Origin of the sequence: Mycolicibacterium elephantis DSM 44368 (genome assembly GCF_004014805.1) — a bacterium.
In the GTDB taxonomy this organism is placed as follows: Bacteria; Actinomycetota; Actinomycetes; order Mycobacteriales; family Mycobacteriaceae; genus Mycobacterium; species Mycobacterium elephantis.
Genome location: NZ_ATDN01000001.1, coordinates 214,339 through 230,613, shown reverse-complemented (window position 1 = coordinate 230,613; position 16,275 = coordinate 214,339). Strand labels below are relative to the sequence as shown.

Annotated in this window: 14 protein-coding genes and 1 pseudogene; 9 read left to right on the top strand and 6 right to left on the bottom strand. The window is 68.9% G+C overall.

Annotated features, from left to right (window positions below; genetic code table 11):
* Positions 1–42: 42 nt before the first annotated feature.
* Complete coding sequence (locus MELE44368_RS01045; protein ID WP_128106762.1) at positions 43–768, top strand: lysophospholipid acyltransferase family protein; 726 nt, start codon at positions 43–45, stop codon at positions 766–768.
* Here the strand turns inward: MELE44368_RS01045 and MELE44368_RS01040 are convergent.
* The gene (locus MELE44368_RS01040) at positions 765–2,045 is read right to left on the bottom strand and encodes a glycosyltransferase 87 family protein (RefSeq protein ID WP_128106761.1); all 1,281 of its coding nucleotides are present in this window, start codon (positions 2,043–2,045) and stop codon (positions 765–767) included. The genes MELE44368_RS01045 and MELE44368_RS01040 overlap by 4 nt on opposite strands.
* 129 nt (positions 2,046–2,174) lie before the next feature.
* Between MELE44368_RS01040 and MELE44368_RS01035 the strand changes: the two genes are divergently transcribed.
* The 3 genes from MELE44368_RS01035 to MELE44368_RS01025 are packed head-to-tail and all read left to right on the top strand — an operon-like array spanning position 2,175 to position 4,964.
* A complete protein-coding gene (locus tag MELE44368_RS01035; protein ID WP_164890007.1) occupies positions 2,175–3,014 on the top strand; it encodes a hypothetical protein in 840 nt (279 codons plus the stop codon).
* Entirely contained in the window at positions 3,014–3,523 is a 510-nt protein-coding gene (locus MELE44368_RS01030; protein ID WP_128106759.1) for a polyadenylate-specific 3'-exoribonuclease AS, read from the top strand. The genes MELE44368_RS01035 and MELE44368_RS01030 overlap by 1 nt, the downstream gene beginning before the upstream one ends.
* Before the next feature lie 34 nt (positions 3,524–3,557).
* Positions 3,558–4,964 carry a class II 3-deoxy-7-phosphoheptulonate synthase gene (locus MELE44368_RS01025; protein ID WP_128106758.1) on the top strand — a complete coding sequence of 469 codons (1,407 nt, stop codon included), beginning with the start codon at positions 3,558–3,560 and terminating at the stop codon, positions 4,962–4,964.
* A 9-nt stretch (positions 4,965–4,973) separates the two neighbouring features.
* Here MELE44368_RS01025 and MELE44368_RS01020 read toward each other — a convergent pair whose 3' ends face one another.
* Positions 4,974–6,194, bottom strand: a complete 1,221-nt coding sequence (locus MELE44368_RS01020) for a protein kinase domain-containing protein (RefSeq protein WP_128106757.1) — start codon at positions 6,192–6,194, stop codon at positions 4,974–4,976.
* 37 nt (positions 6,195–6,231) lie between these two features.
* On the opposite strand from MELE44368_RS01020, the gene MELE44368_RS01015 reads away from it, so the two are divergent.
* A complete protein-coding gene (locus MELE44368_RS01015; protein ID WP_128106756.1) occupies positions 6,232–6,636 on the top strand; it encodes an Rv2175c family DNA-binding protein in 405 nt (134 codons plus the stop codon).
* On the opposite strand, the gene MELE44368_RS01010 is transcribed toward MELE44368_RS01015, so the two are convergent.
* From MELE44368_RS01010 to MELE44368_RS00995, 4 genes are all read right to left on the bottom strand, one after another.
* Positions 6,557–8,146, bottom strand: a complete 1,590-nt coding sequence (locus MELE44368_RS01010) for an alpha-(1->6)-mannopyranosyltransferase A (RefSeq protein WP_128106755.1) — start codon at positions 8,144–8,146, stop codon at positions 6,557–6,559. The two genes, MELE44368_RS01015 and MELE44368_RS01010, sit on opposite strands and share 80 nt — an antisense overlap.
* Positions 8,147–8,152: 6 nt before the next feature.
* Positions 8,153–9,241, bottom strand: a complete 1,089-nt coding sequence (gene idsA2, locus MELE44368_RS01005) for a bifunctional (2E,6E)-farnesyl/geranyl diphosphate synthase (protein ID WP_128106754.1) — start codon at positions 9,239–9,241, stop codon at positions 8,153–8,155.
* Between the two features lie 105 nt (positions 9,242–9,346).
* Positions 9,347–9,982, bottom strand: a complete 636-nt coding sequence (locus MELE44368_RS01000; protein ID WP_046753984.1) for an LppM family (lipo)protein — start codon at positions 9,980–9,982, stop codon at positions 9,347–9,349.
* 106 nt (positions 9,983–10,088) lie between these two features.
* A complete protein-coding gene (locus tag MELE44368_RS00995; protein ID WP_164889994.1) occupies positions 10,089–10,697 on the bottom strand; it encodes a GNAT family N-acetyltransferase in 609 nt (202 codons plus the stop codon).
* Positions 10,698–10,917: 220 nt separating this feature from the next.
* Here MELE44368_RS00995 and MELE44368_RS00990 point away from each other — a divergent pair, with 220 nt between their 5' ends.
* The 4 genes and pseudogenes from MELE44368_RS00990 to MELE44368_RS00970 all read left to right on the top strand — a co-directional run bounded on the left by MELE44368_RS00990 (position 10,918) and on the right by MELE44368_RS00970 (position 16,249).
* A complete protein-coding gene (locus MELE44368_RS00990; protein ID WP_046753977.1) occupies positions 10,918–11,319 on the top strand; it encodes an SCO2097 family morphological protein in 402 nt (133 codons plus the stop codon).
* Positions 11,320–11,663: 344 nt separating this feature from the next.
* Complete coding sequence (gene mraZ / locus MELE44368_RS00985; protein WP_046753976.1) at positions 11,664–12,095, top strand: division/cell wall cluster transcriptional repressor MraZ; 432 nt, start codon at positions 11,664–11,666, stop codon at positions 12,093–12,095.
* Positions 12,070–13,239 (top strand): 16S rRNA (cytosine(1402)-N(4))-methyltransferase RsmH, encoded by a 1,170-nt coding sequence (rsmH, locus tag MELE44368_RS00980; RefSeq protein WP_409366086.1) that lies wholly within the window; start codon positions 12,070–12,072, stop codon positions 13,237–13,239. Before mraZ ends, rsmH begins: the two co-directional genes overlap by 26 nt.
* Positions 13,240–14,231: 992 nt before the next feature.
* Positions 14,232–16,249 (top strand): annotated as a pseudogene (locus MELE44368_RS00970) (peptidoglycan D,D-transpeptidase FtsI family protein).
* Positions 16,250–16,275: the final 26 nt, after the last annotated feature.

The following is a 16,275-nucleotide window of genomic DNA, read 5'->3' as shown; positions in this document are numbered from 1 at the left end:
TGTCCGAGAACACCGGCCGGTGTTCGATCACCGGGAGGCCCCATGTGGTATTGGCTGTTCAAGTACATCTTCATGGGACCCTTGCTGTTTTTGTTGGGTCGGCCCAAAGTGCAAGGGCTGGAGCATGTTCCGCAGTCAGGCCCGGCCATCCTCGCCAGTAATCACCTCGCGGTGGCCGACAGTTTCTACCTTCCCCTGGTGGTCAGCCGCCGGATCACGTTCCTGGCCAAGGCCGAGTACTTCACCGGAACCGGTATCAAAGGGTGGTTCACCAGGTGGTTCTACACCGTGGCCGGCCAGGTGCCCATCGACCGGACCGACGCGGACAGCGCTCAGAGCGCGCTGGACACGGCCGCACGCATTCTGAGCGAGGGCAAGCTGCTCGGGATGTACCCCGAGGGCACCCGGTCGCCCGACGGCCGCCTGTACAAGGGCAAGACGGGGCTCGCGCGGTTGGCCCTGCAGACCGGTGTTCCGGTGATCCCGGTGGCGATGATCGGCACCGACGTCGTCAACCCGCCGGGGACCAAGATGTGGCGGTTCGGCCGCGTCCAGGTCAAGTTCGGCAAGCCGATGGACTTCAGCCGGTTCGAGGGCATGGCCGGTAATCGGTTCATCGAGCGCGCCGTGATCGACGAGGTGATGTACGAGCTCATGCGCCTGTCCGGGCAGGAATACGTCGACCTCTACGCCGCCGACGTCAAAGAAGGCAAGGCGGACGAAAACGCCAAACCCTCGGCGCGGATGCCGGAAGTAGCCGCCGGCTAGTTCACCGCGGGCACCGGCGGGGTGGCCTGCTCCGCGAGCACCGAACCGCGCGGTTGGCGGTGCGCGGAGACCGTGCCCGCCGCGACGATCACCGCGATCGCCCACCACACATAGGAACCGCCGGCGAGCTGGCGCCACAGCGGGGCCGCGGTCTCGTGGTGTTCGGGCATCAGCGGGATCGGCGTCCACACCATCAGGGCCAGCCCGGCCAGGGCGACCACGGCCAGGGCGGCGTGCCGCCGACGATAGGCCACCACGCCGGTCACCAACACGGTCGGCAGGGCCCACACCCAGTGGTGCGACCACGACACCGGCGACACCACCAGGCCGAACATCGCCACGCAGATCACCGCGAGCACCGGCTCGGCTTTGAGCACCCGTCGCGCCGCCCACACCGTCAGCGCCAAGACCGCGAAGCACGCCAGCGTCCACAACACGAACCGGACGCCTTCGCCCAGCCCGAGCCGAGCCAGCGCACCCGCGATGTTCTGGTTCGTGTTCAGCGTCGCGGTGCCGATCCGGTCGGTGTTGCGCACGGTTTCGGTCCAGTACTCGATCGAGTCGCGCCAGGCGAACGCGAAGCCGACGAGCGTTGCGGCGACGGCGGACGCGGTGCTGACCAGCAACGCCCGGGTGTCGCGGCGCAGCAGGAAGTACAGCAGAAACACGGCCGGGGTGAGCTTGAGCGCGATCGCCAGGCCCAGCAGCATGCCCCGCGGCCACGGGGTCTTGCGGGGCACGCAGTCGGCGATGACCAACGTCATCAGCACCACGTTGATCTGGCCGAAGTCGAAGTTCGACCGGATCGGCTCGAGGTAGACCACGGCGGGTGCCACCACCGCCGCCGCCAACCACGCCCGGCGCAGCCACACCGGCTCGGTGCTGACCGAACTCCGCGGCCACACGTCGAGGGCGGTCAGCACGATCGTCATCGCGACGATCAGCAGGACCAGCGTGGTGATCGTGATCGCGACGCCGGCCAGGTCCAGCGACAGAAGGGCAAAGGGGGAGAACACGATCGCGGCCAGCGGAGGATAGGTGAACGGCAGGTCCAGCCCGCCCTGGGTGGCGAACATCGCGCCGTCGGCGTACAACGCCCGGCCGTCCAGCCAGGCCTGGCCGCCCATCCGGTACACGTCGACGTCGATGCGGTAGGGCATCCCGCCCAGCAGCCGCCAGCCTGCCCAGCCCAGTGCCGCCACGGTGAGCAGCTGAAACAGCCTCCAAGTGAGCGTTGGCCCCCAACCAGCCCCGCCGGGCGACCGCCGAATCCTCATGTTGCCGCCCAGACTATCGGGGCGCAGCGGCGCGTCGGCTGGTATCCCGGCCGTGTCACCGCCGCGTCGGCGTAGGTTCTCTGCGTGCCCGCCAGATTGAACTTCGACTTCGCCATCCCGCCGGGGCGGATGCCGCTGGCGTTCTGCCTGCTCGCCTTCATCGTGACGTTCTTCGTCACGCGGACGATCGTGCGGTACATCCGCAGCCACGCGGGCAGCGATGCACCCCGCAAGTGGTGGCAGCCGCGCAACATCGGCACGGGTGGGCTGCACATCCACCACGTGGTCATCGGCGTGATCCTGGTCATGATCTCCGGGGTGACGATGGTGACTTTGGCGGTTGACGGGGGAGTACCCGAATTCACGGCGGCGGCAATCATTTTCGGAATCGGCGCTGCGCTGGTGCTCGACGAGTTCGCGTTGATCCTGCATTTGGAGGATGTGTACTGGAGCGAGGACGGCCGGACGTCGGTGGATGCGGTGTTCGCCGCGGTGGCGGTGGCCGGCCTGCTGATCCTGGGTTTCAACCCGTTGTCGTTCTTCGACATCGGGATCTGGCGCGAGAACCACTCGTTCGCCGCGCGGGCCAGCGTCGTCGCGATCGCGGTGCTCACCCTGCTGCTGGCCGTGGTCGTGCTGCTCAAGGGCAAGGTGTGGACCGGCCTGATCGGCATGTTCGTCACGCCCCTGCTGGTCGTGGGTGCCATCCGGTTGTCGCGCCCGCATGCGCCGTGGGCACGCTGGCGCTACACCAACCGGCCCCACAAGATGCATCGCGCGCTGGAGCGGGAAAGGTGGCTGCGGCGACCCGTGGTGCAGGCCAAACTGTGGCTGCAGGACGCCATCGCCGGGATGCCGAGATTTCCCGACGATGCCAAGGTCAACGAACAACTCGATCGCGAAATCCGTGCCGCCCCGGCACCGCGTTCCCGGGCCGCCGCCCGACAACTCGACAAGGAACCTGCCTAGTGCGCTACTTCTACGACACCGAGTTCATCGACGATGGCAGGACCATCGAGTTGATCTCGATCGGTGTCGTCGCCGAGGACGGGCGTGAGTACTACGCTGTCTCAACTGAATTCGATGCCGGCCGGGCGGGCAGGTGGGTCCGCAAGCATGTCCTGCCCAAGCTGCCGTCGCCGTCGTCGGCGGTGTGGCGTTCACGTCAGCAGATCCGCTCGGATCTGGAGGACTTCCTCGGCGTCCACGGCGACGAGCCGATCGAGTTGTGGGCCTGGATCGGTGCCTATGACCACGTGGTGCTGTGCCAGCTGTGGGGCCCGATGACCGAACTACCGCGGGCGATGCCCCGCTTCACCCGCGAACTGCGCCAGCTATGGGAGGACCGAGGTTCGCCGCCGCTGCCGCCGCGGGCGGGCGACGCGCATGACGCCCTGGTCGACGCGCGGGACGCCCTGCTGCGGTTCCGGGTGATCACCGAGGTCCCGGGGGGTGGGGGAGGACCCGCTCAACGGTAGAAATGCCGACCTCGCGGCTCGCTACCATGAACGGGTGAACTGGACCGTCGACATCCCCATCGACCAGCTGCCCGCGCTGCCGCCACTGCCCGATGACCTGCGGCAGCGGTTGGACGCCGCCCTGGCCAAGCCGGCGGTGCAACAGCCCAGCTGGGACGCGGACCAGGCCAAGACCATGCGCACGGTGCTGGAGAGCGTTCCGCCGGTGACGGTGCCTGCCGAGGTGGAGCGGCTCAAGGGCCTGCTCGCCGACGTGGCCCGGGGCGAGGCGTTCCTGCTGCAGGGCGGCGACTGCGCCGAGACCTTCGTGAACAACACCGAGCCGCATATCCGCGCGAACATCCGCACCCTGCTGCAGATGGCGGTGGTGTTGACCTATGGCGCCAGTGTCCCGGTGGTCAAGGTGGCCCGGATCGCGGGGCAGTACGCCAAGCCCCGGTCCTCGGATATCGACGCGCTGGGGCTGAGGTCCTACCGCGGCGACATGGTCAACGGCTTCGCGCCGGAGGCCGCCGCCCGCGAGCACGACCCGTCGCGCCTGGTGCGCGCGTACGCCAACGCCAGCGCCGCGATGAACCTGGTGCGGGCGCTGACCTCGTCGGGCTTGGCCTCGCTGCACCAGGTGCACGACTGGAACCGCGAGTTCGTCCGCACCTCGCCCGCGGGGGCCCGCTACGAGGCGCTGGCCGGCGAGATCGATCGCGCGTTGACGTTCATGAGCGCCTGCGGTGTGGACGACCATAACCTGCAGACCGCCGAGATCTACGCCAGCCACGAGGCGCTGGTGCTGGACTACGAGCGCGCGATGCTGCGGCTGTCCACCGAGGACGCCGAGGGCGCGGCCGGTGAGCATTCACCCAAGCTCTACGACCTGTCCGCGCACTACCTGTGGATCGGGGAGCGGACCCGCCAGCTCGACGGTGCGCACATCGCGTTCGCCGAGGTCATCGCCAACCCGATCGGCGTCAAGATCGGCCCGACGATGACGCCGGAACTGGCCGTCGAGTACGTCGAGCGCCTCGACCCGAACAATGTGCCCGGCCGGCTGACGTTGGTCACCCGGATGGGCAACAACAAGGTCCGTGATGTCCTGCCGCCGATCATCGAGAAGGTACAGGCCACCGGCCACCAGGTGATCTGGCAGTGCGACCCGATGCATGGCAACACCCACGAGTCGTCCAACGGGTACAAGACCCGCCACTTCGACCGGATCGTCGACGAGGTGCAGGGGTTCTTCGAGGTGCACCGCGCGCTGGGCACTCACCCGGGCGGTATCCACGTCGAGATCACCGGCGAGAACGTGACCGAGTGCCTCGGTGGGGCGCAGGACATCTCCGACACCGACCTGGCGGGCCGCTACGAAACCGCCTGCGACCCGCGGCTCAACACCCAGCAGAGCCTGGAGTTGGCGTTCCTGGTCGCCGAGATGCTGCGCGACTAGTCACCCGCGTCAGAGAAGCACGGTGATGTTGGCGCCCAACGTCCATGCGGCGGCGGCGGTCAGGCCGGTGAGCGTCAGCACCGTGAGCAGCCAGAACCACCCGGCTCGCTTGGCGCGCTGCCGATCCCAGTAGAACTGGTCGAGGTCGATACCGGCGAATTGGCCTGTGACAGGCTGATATTCGGACTCCACCGGCGGCAAGTCGTCGCGGGTGAACTCGCGGGTGTGCTGCCGCGGCGGCGGCGCCACCGGCACGGGCGGCCCGCCGGTGACCTCGGTGGCCGTGTGCGGTCCGGCCAATCGGCTGTGGTGCAGCGCCGCTGACGCGTGCTGAGCCGAATTGCGTGGCGCGGGCACCCGAAAGGGAGGCAGCCCGAGTTCGTCGACGACGGCCGCCAGTTCGTCGGCCATGTCTCCGGCGTCCGCGTACCGCTGTGCCGGATCGCGGGCGGTGGCGTGCAGGACGAGCTCGTCGAATTGTGCTGGGACACCGGTGATCACGGTGCTGGGAGCGGGAACGTCGTTGTCCATTCGCTGATACGCCACGGCCAGGGCGCTGTCACCGGTGAACGGCGTGACGCCGGTGAGCAACTCGTAGAGCAGGACGCCGACGGCGTACACATCGCTGCGTGGCTCCGCGTCGCCGGTGGCGACCTGCTCCGGCGACAGGTACGCCGCCGTGCCCAGGATCACGCTGGTCGAGGTGATCTTGGCCTCGGCGACCGCGCGGACCAGCCCGAAGTCGGCGATCTTGACGTCGCCGTCGTCGGAGATCAGCACGTTCTCCGGTTTGATGTCGCGGTGGACCAGCCCGGCCCGGTGAGCCACGGCCAAGCCGCCGAGCACCGGTGCCAGCACCGCCGCCGCCGCGTGCGGCGGCATCGGGCCGCGCTCGCGCAGCAGTTCCCGCAGGGTGCCGCCCTCGACCAGCTCCATGACCAGAAACGGCTGCTGGCCGTCGAGGCCCTGGTCGTAGACGGCGACCAACCCGGGGTCGCTCAGCCGGGCCACCGCGCGCGCCTCGCGCTGGAAGCGGGTGAGGAAGTGGGTGTCGCCGGCGTAGCGCGAATCCATGATCTTCACCGCGATGGGCCGGTCGAGGCGCAAGTCCAGGCCGCGGTAGACCGCCGACATGCCGCCGGTGGCGATGATCGTGTCCACCCGGTACCGACCGTCCAGCACGGTTCCGGCGAGGGGATCCACCTGCGGGTTGGCTTCCACCGAAGACATGTTAACGAGACGGCGCGGGAGACTTAGACTCGATGCGGTGAGCACCATCCCGGCTGCCGAAGATGTTCTCGATCCCGACGAGGCCGTATACGACCTTCCCACGGTCGCCGACATGCTCGGTGTACCGGTGTCCAAAGTGAACCAGCAACTCAAAGAGGGCCACCTGATCGGGGTGCGACGCGACGGCAAGGTGGTCGTGCCCAAGATCTTCTTCGACGACACCGGCCATGTGGTCAAGTGCCTGACCGGGCTGCTCGTCGTCCTGCAGGACGGCGGATATCACGAGACCGAGATCATGCGGTGGTTGTTCACTCCCGACCCGTCGCTGAGCATCCGCCGCGACGGCAGCGCCGAGAACCAGGTCAACGCCCGGCCGGTTGACGCACTTCATTCTCACCAGGCCCGTGAGGTGGTTCGTCGGGCCCAGGCGATGGCGTACTGATGTCCCGCTGTCGCGGCCTGTCGGGCGCCCGGTAGAGCACATACCACGCCACCGCGGCACACGCCGTGGCCAGCAACACGTGGGTCCACGAGTACATCCCGTGCGCGCCGTCGGGTTTCCACACCACGGTGATCCACGTCGACAACCCTGCGATCACCGCGACCGCCTGACGGGTCTGCGCCAGCGCCGCGACCACCGCCAACGGCCAGGTGTAGTACCAGGGCAACGCCGCGGGCACGAACAGCACCACGACGACCATCACCCAGGCGATGCCGAGCAGGGCCTCCCGGTCGGTATGGCGAAAACGCCACCACAACAACGGAAGTGAGACCGCGATGATCGTGATGCCGATGATCCTGGTGATGTCGAGCACGGCGTAGAAGTTCACCGGGGTGATCAGGCTGCCGATGACGTTGATAAGGTTCGCCGCCGCGGTCGGAAGGGTCAGCCAGTTGATGATCTTCACCGAGCCGGCGAGTGCGGTCAGCCAGCCCAGCCCAACACCGGCGATCAGCGACAGGATCGCGAACACCGCGACGAAGACCACCGCGGACGCCACCGTGGCCACGACGAAGGCCTTGAGCGCGCCGTAGCCACGTCGGGTCCGTAGATCGCGGGCCCATACCCACACCATGAACGGAAGCGCCAGCCCCGCGGTGGCTTTCACCGCCACGGCGGCGGCGATGAGACCGACTCCCCAGCCGTGGCGGCCCTTCAGCGACAACGCGATGCCCGCCATCATCAGCCCGACCATCAGCATCTCGTTGTGCACGCCGCCCATCAGGTGGATGATCACCAGCGGGTTGAGCACGCAGATCCACAGCGCGGTCGGGCCGTCGGCGCCGACGTGACGGGCCACCCGCGGCGCCGCCCAGATCAACAGCGCCAGACCGGGCAACATGCACAGCCGCAGCAGCATCGTGCCCGCGACGATGTCCTCGCCGACCAGCTGGGTGACGAACTTGGCGATCAGGATGAAGCCGGGCCCGTACGGCGCCGTCGTCGTCGTCCAGATCGGGCTCACGTTGTCCAGCAACGAATTCGGATTGTCGACGGGGCCGACGGCGTAGGGATCGAGACCGTCCCGCAGCAGCGCACCCTGGGCCAGGTACGAGTAGGTGTCCCTGCTGAACAGGGGAACGCTCAACAACAGCGGCGCAAGCCAGAACCCTGTCGTGGCGACCATCGTGTATTCCGTTGCGGTGCGGTCGATCACACGGCGACCCAGCCACAGCCACGCCGTCAGCATCAGCGCCACACCGCCCCACAGCAGCACCGACGACAGCACCAGCCCGTGCCCGAAACGTAGCCACGACAGGTGAAGCGACTCCAGCAGCGGATCGTGCAGTCGGGTGCTGCCTGCGCCCAGCCCGCCCGCCGCGATCAGCACCGCACCCACGAAGCCCAACCGGGCCGGCTGGGCCTGCGGCGACGTCGCGAACGACACCAATCGGGAAATATGTTGGGTGAGCCCGCTTCTGGACGGGTGGGTCGATGTCGGAGTTGTCATGGCTTTCTAGGCGGACCGGTTGGCGGCCAATCTGGTGAGCTCGGTCAGGCCGGCTTTGGCTTGCTCGTCGATCGGGGCCCCGTCGAGGATCTCCAGAGCCCGGCGGGTGAGCTCGTCGATCCGTTGCTCGACGGCGGCCAGCGCGCCCACCGACTCGATCGTCTGGCACAGCTCCTTGACCGCGGCGTCGGACAGCTCGGTGCCGATGGCGGCCCGCAACTGCTCGGCCGCTGCCGGGTCGTTCTTCTCGGCCAGCTCGATCGCCTCGGCCAGCAGCACCGTGCGCTTGCCCGAACGCAGGTCGTCACCCGAGGGTTTCCCGGTGACGGCGGGGTCGCCGAAGACGCCGAGGACGTCGTCGCGAAGCTGGAACGCCACGCCGAGGTTGGTGCCCATCTCGTGGAAGGCCACGGCGACGTCGGGCCGGTCGGCGGCCGCGGCCACACCCAGCTGCAGCGGCCGCGAGATCGTGTAGGAGGCGGTCTTGTACATGTTGACCGTCATCGCCGACTCCACCGTGTCGGCGCCGCTGGCCTCGGTGACGATGTCGAGGTACTGGCCGACGAGCACCTCCGAGCGGATCGCGGCCCACACCTGGCGCACGCGTCGTTGCGCGTCGACCGGCAGCTCCACGGTCGCGACGATGTCGTCCGCCCACACCAGCGCGAGATCACCGAGCAGGATGGCCGCCGACATCCCGAACTGCTCAGAGGAGCCGTGCCAGCCGTTGTCGCGGTGCCGGTCGGCGAACATCCGGTGCACCGTGGGCTGTCCGCGGCGCGTCGCCGAGGCGTCGATGACGTCGTCGTGCACCAGCGCGCAGGCGTGCAGCAGCTCGAGCGCGGAGAACAACCGCAGCGCCCGGGGGTCGAGCGGATCGTCGCGGTGATCGGCGACCGCGCGCCAGCCCCAGTAGGCGAACGCGGGCCGCAGCCGCTTACCGCCACGCAGCACGAATTCCTCCAGTGCGGCGGTCAGTTCGCCGTACGCGGCGCCCATGTAGGCACCGTCCTTGGCGCGTTCGGCCAGCACCTGGCGCAGCTGCTCGGTGACGGCGCCGGCCAATTCCGCGGCTGACGGTGCCGCTGTATGCACGCTCAGAGGGCGCCCCTTTCTCTGTGCGCTCGACCGGCCCGATATCGCATTCAGAGTAGAGCCTGCCGTGCGGCCTTGAGCAACTCAGGCGCGGTCCGGCGGTGGCTACGGCTGGCGTTCGCCGACGCGGGGGGACTGGTCGCGGTTCAGATAGGCCAGCACACCGATGATGCCCGCCACCAGAAACGATCCCAAGCCCAACCAGATCGCGGCGCCGGTGAACGACCGGGCGCTGGGATCGGTGTAGCGCGCCTGGGCGTTCATCGTGCTGACCACCCCCGGACGCAGTTTCCACTCGACGATCTCGGTGGAGACCTGCTCACCGTTGGTGGACGTCACCTCGCCGGGGAACGACACGGACAACGACACGTCGGCTTCCGGATCGTTGAGCGACGTGAGGTCGGCGCGGCCCTCGAGGATCACCAGGTCGCCGGCGCGGCGCAGCGAGATGTCGACACCCGCCGCGTCGCGGTTCATGCTGGCCAGTTGCGGGACCTCGGCGAATGTCAGGTCGGAGAACACCGCCCGCGAGCCCACGTAGTCGTCACGCTCGTACTCCGAGACCGCCACCTTGTTGGAGAACGGCAGGTTGTTGAGCAGCTGCGGACCCTTGTCGTCGGCGTTGCGCGGCTTGGCCGCCGCGACGATCTGCCCGGACACCCGGTCGTCGGGGGAGACGGTGAGCGATGTTCGGACCCGGACGCACCCGACGGCCGTCGGCAACACGACGAGCAACAACATGACGATGGCGAGCAGGCGGGTTCTGCTGCCGCGGGTCAAGAGGGCCGGCACGTGGTCATCGTGCCAGACCGGCACGGCGGCCGAAGCGTCTCGCCGCATCGCACGATCACAGCGGCAGCGGCCGGCCGAGGATCGCGAACGCCCGCGGATCGCCGGCGAAGTGGTAACCGCGGATGATGTCGGTGAAGCCGAGCCGGCGGTAGAGCCGCCAGGCCCTGTTGGCCTCGCCGTTGATCTCCGGTGTCGACAACAGCACGTGAGACTCGTCGCGGCCGGCGAGCAACCGGCGCGCCAACGCCTCACCGAGCCCGTGGCCCTGGGCACGCGGGTGGATGTGCAGCTCGGTTAGCTCGAAGTAGCTCGTCATCAACTCGGAGATCCGTGCGCGGTCGGCACCCACCCGGTGCAGGCCGGCCATGACCTGCTGTTGCCACCACTGGTCAGGGGCGCCGCAGTAGCCGTAGGCGATGCCGAGCAGCGGCGCCGAGACGAGTTCGTCGATGTCCGGTGGGGTGCCGTGCTCGGCGCGCTGGTCGGGGATTTCGACCGCGGCGACGGCCTTCCAGCCCCGCCTGCGGGTGTGCTCGAGCCACATCGACGCCCGCTGCGCCTCGGTGCCACGCGGATACCGCATGGCGTCGACGTACACGGCGAGCGCGTCACCGAGCCGGCGTTGCATATCGCTCGGCGACAGATCGATGAGAAATGTCGCCAACGGTTCTCGCCTCTCCGAGGATCGGGTGGTGTGGTTCATTCCATTATTCGGGGAACATGCCCCTGCCTCCCAGCGGCGGTGTCCGCATACAATCGAGGATCCAACTAGGTGGTACGGCTCAGATTGACCTCGTATCATGACTGTTAGGTGCCCGTTGAGGCGGGTGCGCACGTTTAATGTGAGATGGCCGGGTCGGCCCCGGGTTTCGAGGGAGGGACGAATGCCACTCTCCGATCATGAGCAGCGCATGCTCGACCAGATCGAGAGCGCGCTCTACGCCGAGGACCCCAAGTTCGCGTCGAGCGTTCGTGGTGGGACTCTGCGCGCTCCCTCGGCGCGGCGCCGCCTGCAGGGTGCCGCACTTTTCGTGGTCGGCCTGGCGCTGCTGGTCTCGGGTGTCGCGTTTCCAGCCACGCAGATCAGCGGTTTTCCCATTCTCTCCGTCCTCGGTTTCATGGTGATGTTCGGCGGCGTGGTGTTCGCCATCACCGGTCCGCGCATCGTCGGCGGCCGCGATCGCGCGCCCGAGGCGGGCGCGCCGCGCCAGAAGCGGGTCAAGGGCTCCGGCGGCTCGTTCACCAGCCGGATGGAAGACCGCTTCCGCCGTCGGTTCGACGAATAGACCATCACCGGTCAAGGGGTGGCCCGCACGGGCCGCCCCTTTTGTTTTGTCCTCTGAATCCTTGCGCTCGTCGCGTCGACGCTTCCCCACCGCGCCCCACCTGACGGGGCACGCCTGGATATCTCGCTGACGGGGCGGGTCGCCGGCCTGCTCCCCACTGCTCCCCACCAGGTGTGAGCTGGGGTTTTGTCGTTCGCCTCGCCGCCGGTTTGGGGCAGCGGTGGCGCTAGGTGGGGACACCACGACATTGTGACCTGCCTTTGGGGGCAAAGTGGGGGATTGTGGGGTAAAGTGGCGGACAGCGGAGCGACCGGGGTTCCGTTGATCGGCAGGAGGTTGGCGAGATGTTTCTCGGCACCTACACGCCGAAGCTCGACGACAAGGGGCGGCTCACGCTGCCCGCCAAATTTCGCGACGCGCTGGCAGGAGGGTTGATGGTCACCAAAAGCCAAGATCACAGCCTTGCCGTCTACCCGCGCGCCGAGTTCGAAAAGCTGGCACGACGGGCATCGCAGGCCTCGCGGAGCAACCCGGAAGCTCGCGCGTTCCTGCGGAACCTCGCCGCCGCCACCGACGAACAGCATCCCGACTCACAAGGCCGAATCACGCTGTCGGCCGATCACCGTCGCTACGCGAACCTCTCGAAGGACTGCGTGGTCATCGGATCGGTTGACTACCTGGAAATTTGGGACTCAGCCGCATGGCAGGAGTACCAGCAGACCCACGAAGAGAACTTCTCCGCGGCCACCGATGAAGCTCTGCACGACATCATCTGACTCGGTGGCGGCCGACTGGCACGGTGCCCGTGCATCGCGGCCTCTGCCCGAACCGGCCCTGGCGTACTTCCCCAACGCCAGGTCCGCGCTCTCGGACAGGGACCCCGGTGCAGCGGGCACGCCGGTCGGAAACGGCGACTCGGTGGCAGTTGCGAGAGGTATGGCGATGGCCGGGGAACCACACGGACACGTGCCGGTCCTGCTCGACCGGTGCGTCGAACTCCTCAAACCGGCGCTGACCCGGCACAGCCCCGACGGCACCGGCGCCGTGCTGGTCGACGCCACCCTGGGCGCCGGCGGTCATGCCGAGCGGTTCCTCACCGAACTTCCCGGCCTGCGACTGATCGGGCTGGATCGCGACCCCGACGCCCTGCGGATCGCCGGAGAGCGGTTGGCCCCCTTCGGCGATCGGGTGATGCTCGTCCGCACCCGCTACGACGGCATCGAAGGCGTGCTCACCGAAACCGGCTACTCAAACAAAGTGGACGGCATCCTGTTCGACCTCGGCGTGTCCTCGATGCAACTCGACCGCACCGAACGCGGCTTCTCCTATTCCGTCGACGCGCCGCTGGACATGCGGATGGACCCGGACGCGACGCTGACCGCCGCCGAGGTCGTCAACACCTACGACGAGAAGTCACTGACCCGGGTGTTGCGCGAGTTCGGTGAGGAGCGATTCGCCAATCGCATTGCCGCGCAGATCATCCGCCGCCGCGCCCGGCGACCGTTCGCCACCACCGGCGAACTGGTCGAACTGCTGTATGAGGCGATCCCCGCGCCGGCGCGGCGCACCGGTGGACACCCTGCCAAGCGCACCTTCCAGGCGTTGCGCATCGTCGTCAACAGCGAACTGGACTCGCTGCGGGCGGCGCTGCCCGCGGCGCTGAACGCGTTGGCGCCGGGCGGCCGGATCGTCGTGATGGCCTACCAGTCCCTCGAGGACCGCATCGTCAAGCAGGCGTTCGCCGCCGCAACGGCCTCCCGCACGCCCCAGGATCTGCCCGTCGAGTTGCCCGGCCACGAACCGCAGTTCATCGCGTTGACCCGTGGCGCCGAGCGCGCAACACCGGCGGAGGTTGCACGCAACCCGCGTAGTGCTCCGGTGCGGCTACGAGCGCTGGAAAAGGTGGAGGGAGCCGCGTGAGACCCAAGCAAGCGAAGGGCAAGGCGCCGGTGCGTGACGGCGACGAGCATCGACGCACCGCACGCAACGCCCGCGATCCCCGTAATGCCCGCGCCGGACAGCGCCGCTCGGCCGACGCGCCGCCGCGGCGCAAAGCCACCCGGGAACAACGGCCCATGCGGTCGGCGCCGCAGACCGGCCCGATTCGGCGTCCTGCCGAGCGGCCGGCGCGGCCCAAGAACACCAGCCAGGCCAAGGCTCGGGCGAAGGCACGTAAGGCCAAGGCACCCAAGGTCGTCCGCCCGCCGCTTCGCGAGCGGCTCATCGTCAAGCTCGCGTCGATCGACCTCAACCCACGGACGCTGGTCGCCAGGGTGCCGTTCGTGGTGCTGGTCATCGGATCGCTGGGCTTCGGTCTGGGCATCACGCTCTGGCTGTCCACCGACGCCGCCGAGCGTTCCTACCAGCTCGGCAACGCCCGCCAGACCAATCAGGCGCTGTTGCAGCAGAAGGAAGCCCTGGAGCGCGATGTGCTCGAAGCGCAGGCCGCGCCCGCGCTGGCCGAGGCGGCCCGCGATCTGGGCATGATTCCGTCGCGCGACACCGCGCACCTCGTGCAGGATCCCGCGGGCAACTGGATCGTGGTCGGCACGCCCAAACCCGCCGAGGGGGTTCCGCCGCCACCGCTGAACACCCCGCTGCCGGAGGCCACCCCGTCGCCGCCCCCATCCGCCGCGCCGGGACCCCGCGTGATCGAGCCGCTGGAGCGTTCGGTCCGGCTGCCGTCCACGACCGAGCAGACCCCCGGCGCCACCCCGCAGGCGCAGGTCCCCGGTGCCGTACCGCAGGCGCAGGTTCCCGGCGCCGCCGTACCCCAGGCGCAGCTGCCCGGGGCGCCGACGACGGTCCCGCCCGGCGTCGAGGTCCCGTACGCGGTGGCCCCGCCGATACCCGAGCATGCGGTGCCCGCCCAGCCGCCCGCGCTCGCCCCGGCCGACGGGCAGGCACTGCACATGCCGGCGCAGGGGCTCCCCGGCCCGATGCCCGGTGCCCAACAACCGCTTCCGGCGGCCGCGCCCGCGGTGGGCGCTCCGGCATGAGCCGCGGCGACCGCAAGACCCGGCGCGGCGCGAAACCGACGGCCCGCCCGGCCAAGGGTGCGGCCGCCACGCAGGAGCGGTCGGCCAAGGCGCGTCGCACCCGCGCACCCATCGTCGACACGGGCCTGCGCAGCGCGTCGTTCGTGTTCCGGCACCGCACCGGCAACGCGGTGATCTTCCTGCTGCTGGTCGTGGCCGCCGCCCAGCTGTTCAACCTTCAGGTGCCCCGCGCGGCGGGCCTGCGTGCCGAGGCCGCCGGCCAACTCAAGGTCACCGACGTCGACAAGGCGGTCCGGGGCGCGATCGTCGACCGCGACAACGACAAGCTGGCGTTCACGATCGAGGCACGGGCGTTGACGTTTCAGCCGCTCAAGGTGCGCAAGGAGTTGGAGGAGGCCAGGGCGAAGACCCCCGACGCGCCCGACCCCGACGAACGGCTGCGTGACATCGCCAGAGAGGTCGCCTCGCGGCTGAACAACAAGCCCGATTCGACGACGGTGCTCAAGAAGCTCAGAAGCAACGAGACGTTCGTCTACCTGGCGCGCGCGGTCGACCCGGCCATCGCCGAGGCGATCAGGGACAAGTATCCGGAGGTCGGCGCGGAGCGCCAGGACCTGCGCCAGTACCCGGGCGGCTCGCTGGCCGCCAACATCGTCGGCGGGATCGACTGGGACGGGCACGGCCTTCTGGGGCTCGAGGATTCGCTCGACGCCGCCCTCGCGGGCACCGACGGATCGATCACCTACGACCGCGGCTCGGACGGGGTGGTGATCCCCGGCAGCTACCGCAACCGGCACGACGCGGTCGACGGCTCCACGGTCATGCTGACCATCGACGACGACATCCAGTTCTACGTGCAGCAGCAGGTGCAGCAGGCCAAGAACCTGTCGGGCGCCAAGAACCTGTCGGCCGTGGTGCTGGACGCCAAGACCGGCGAGGTGCTCGCGATGGCCAACGACAACACCTTCGATCCGTCTCAGGACATCGGGCGCCAGGAGAATCGCGAGCTCGGCAACCCGCCGGTGTCGGCGCCGTTCGAGCCCGGCTCGGTCAACAAGATCGTCACGGCCGCAGGTGTCATCGAGCACGGTCTGTCCACGCCCGACGAGGTGCTGCAGGTGCCCGGCTCCATCCACATGGGCGGGGTCACCGTCGGCGACGCCTGGGAGCACGGCGTCATGCCCTACACCACCACCGGCGTGTTCGGGAAGTCGTCCAACGTCGGCACGCTGATGCTCGCGCAGCGGCTCGGCCCGGAGCGGTTCGCAGAACTGCTGCACCGCTTCGGCCTCGGGCAGCGCACCGGCGTCGGCCTGCCCGGTGAGAGCGCCGGCATCGTTCCGCCCATCGACCAGTGGTCGGGCAGCACGTTCTCGAACCTGCCGATCGGCCAGGGTCTTTCGATGACGTTGCTGCAGATGACGGCGATGTATCAGACCATCGCCAACGACGGCGTGCGGATTCCGCCGCGCATCGTCAAGACCACGATCGCACCGGACGGCACCCGCACCGACGACCCGCGTCCAGAAGGCGTGCGGGTGGTGTCGCCGCAGACCGCCAAGACCGTGCGCGAGATGCTGCGCGCCCCCGTGCAGCGCGACCCGCGGGGTGTGCAGCAGGGCACCGGGCCGCAGGCCGCCATCGAGGGTTATCAGGTATCGGGCAAGACCGGCACCGCGCAGAAGATCAACCCCGCCTGCGGCTGCTACTACAGCGACGTCTACTGGATCACGTTCGCGGGCATGGCGCCCACCGAGGACCCGCGTTACGTAGTGGGCGTCATGGCCGACGACCCGGACCGCACGGCCGACGGTGAGCCCGGCAGCTCGATGGCGCCGCTGTTTCACAACATCATGTCCTGGCTGCTGCGCAGCCAGAACGTCCCACTGTCCAAGGATCCGGGCCCCCCGCTGGTGCTGGTCGCCGACTGAGCCGGGCCCGCCCCGCTTGCGGCGGC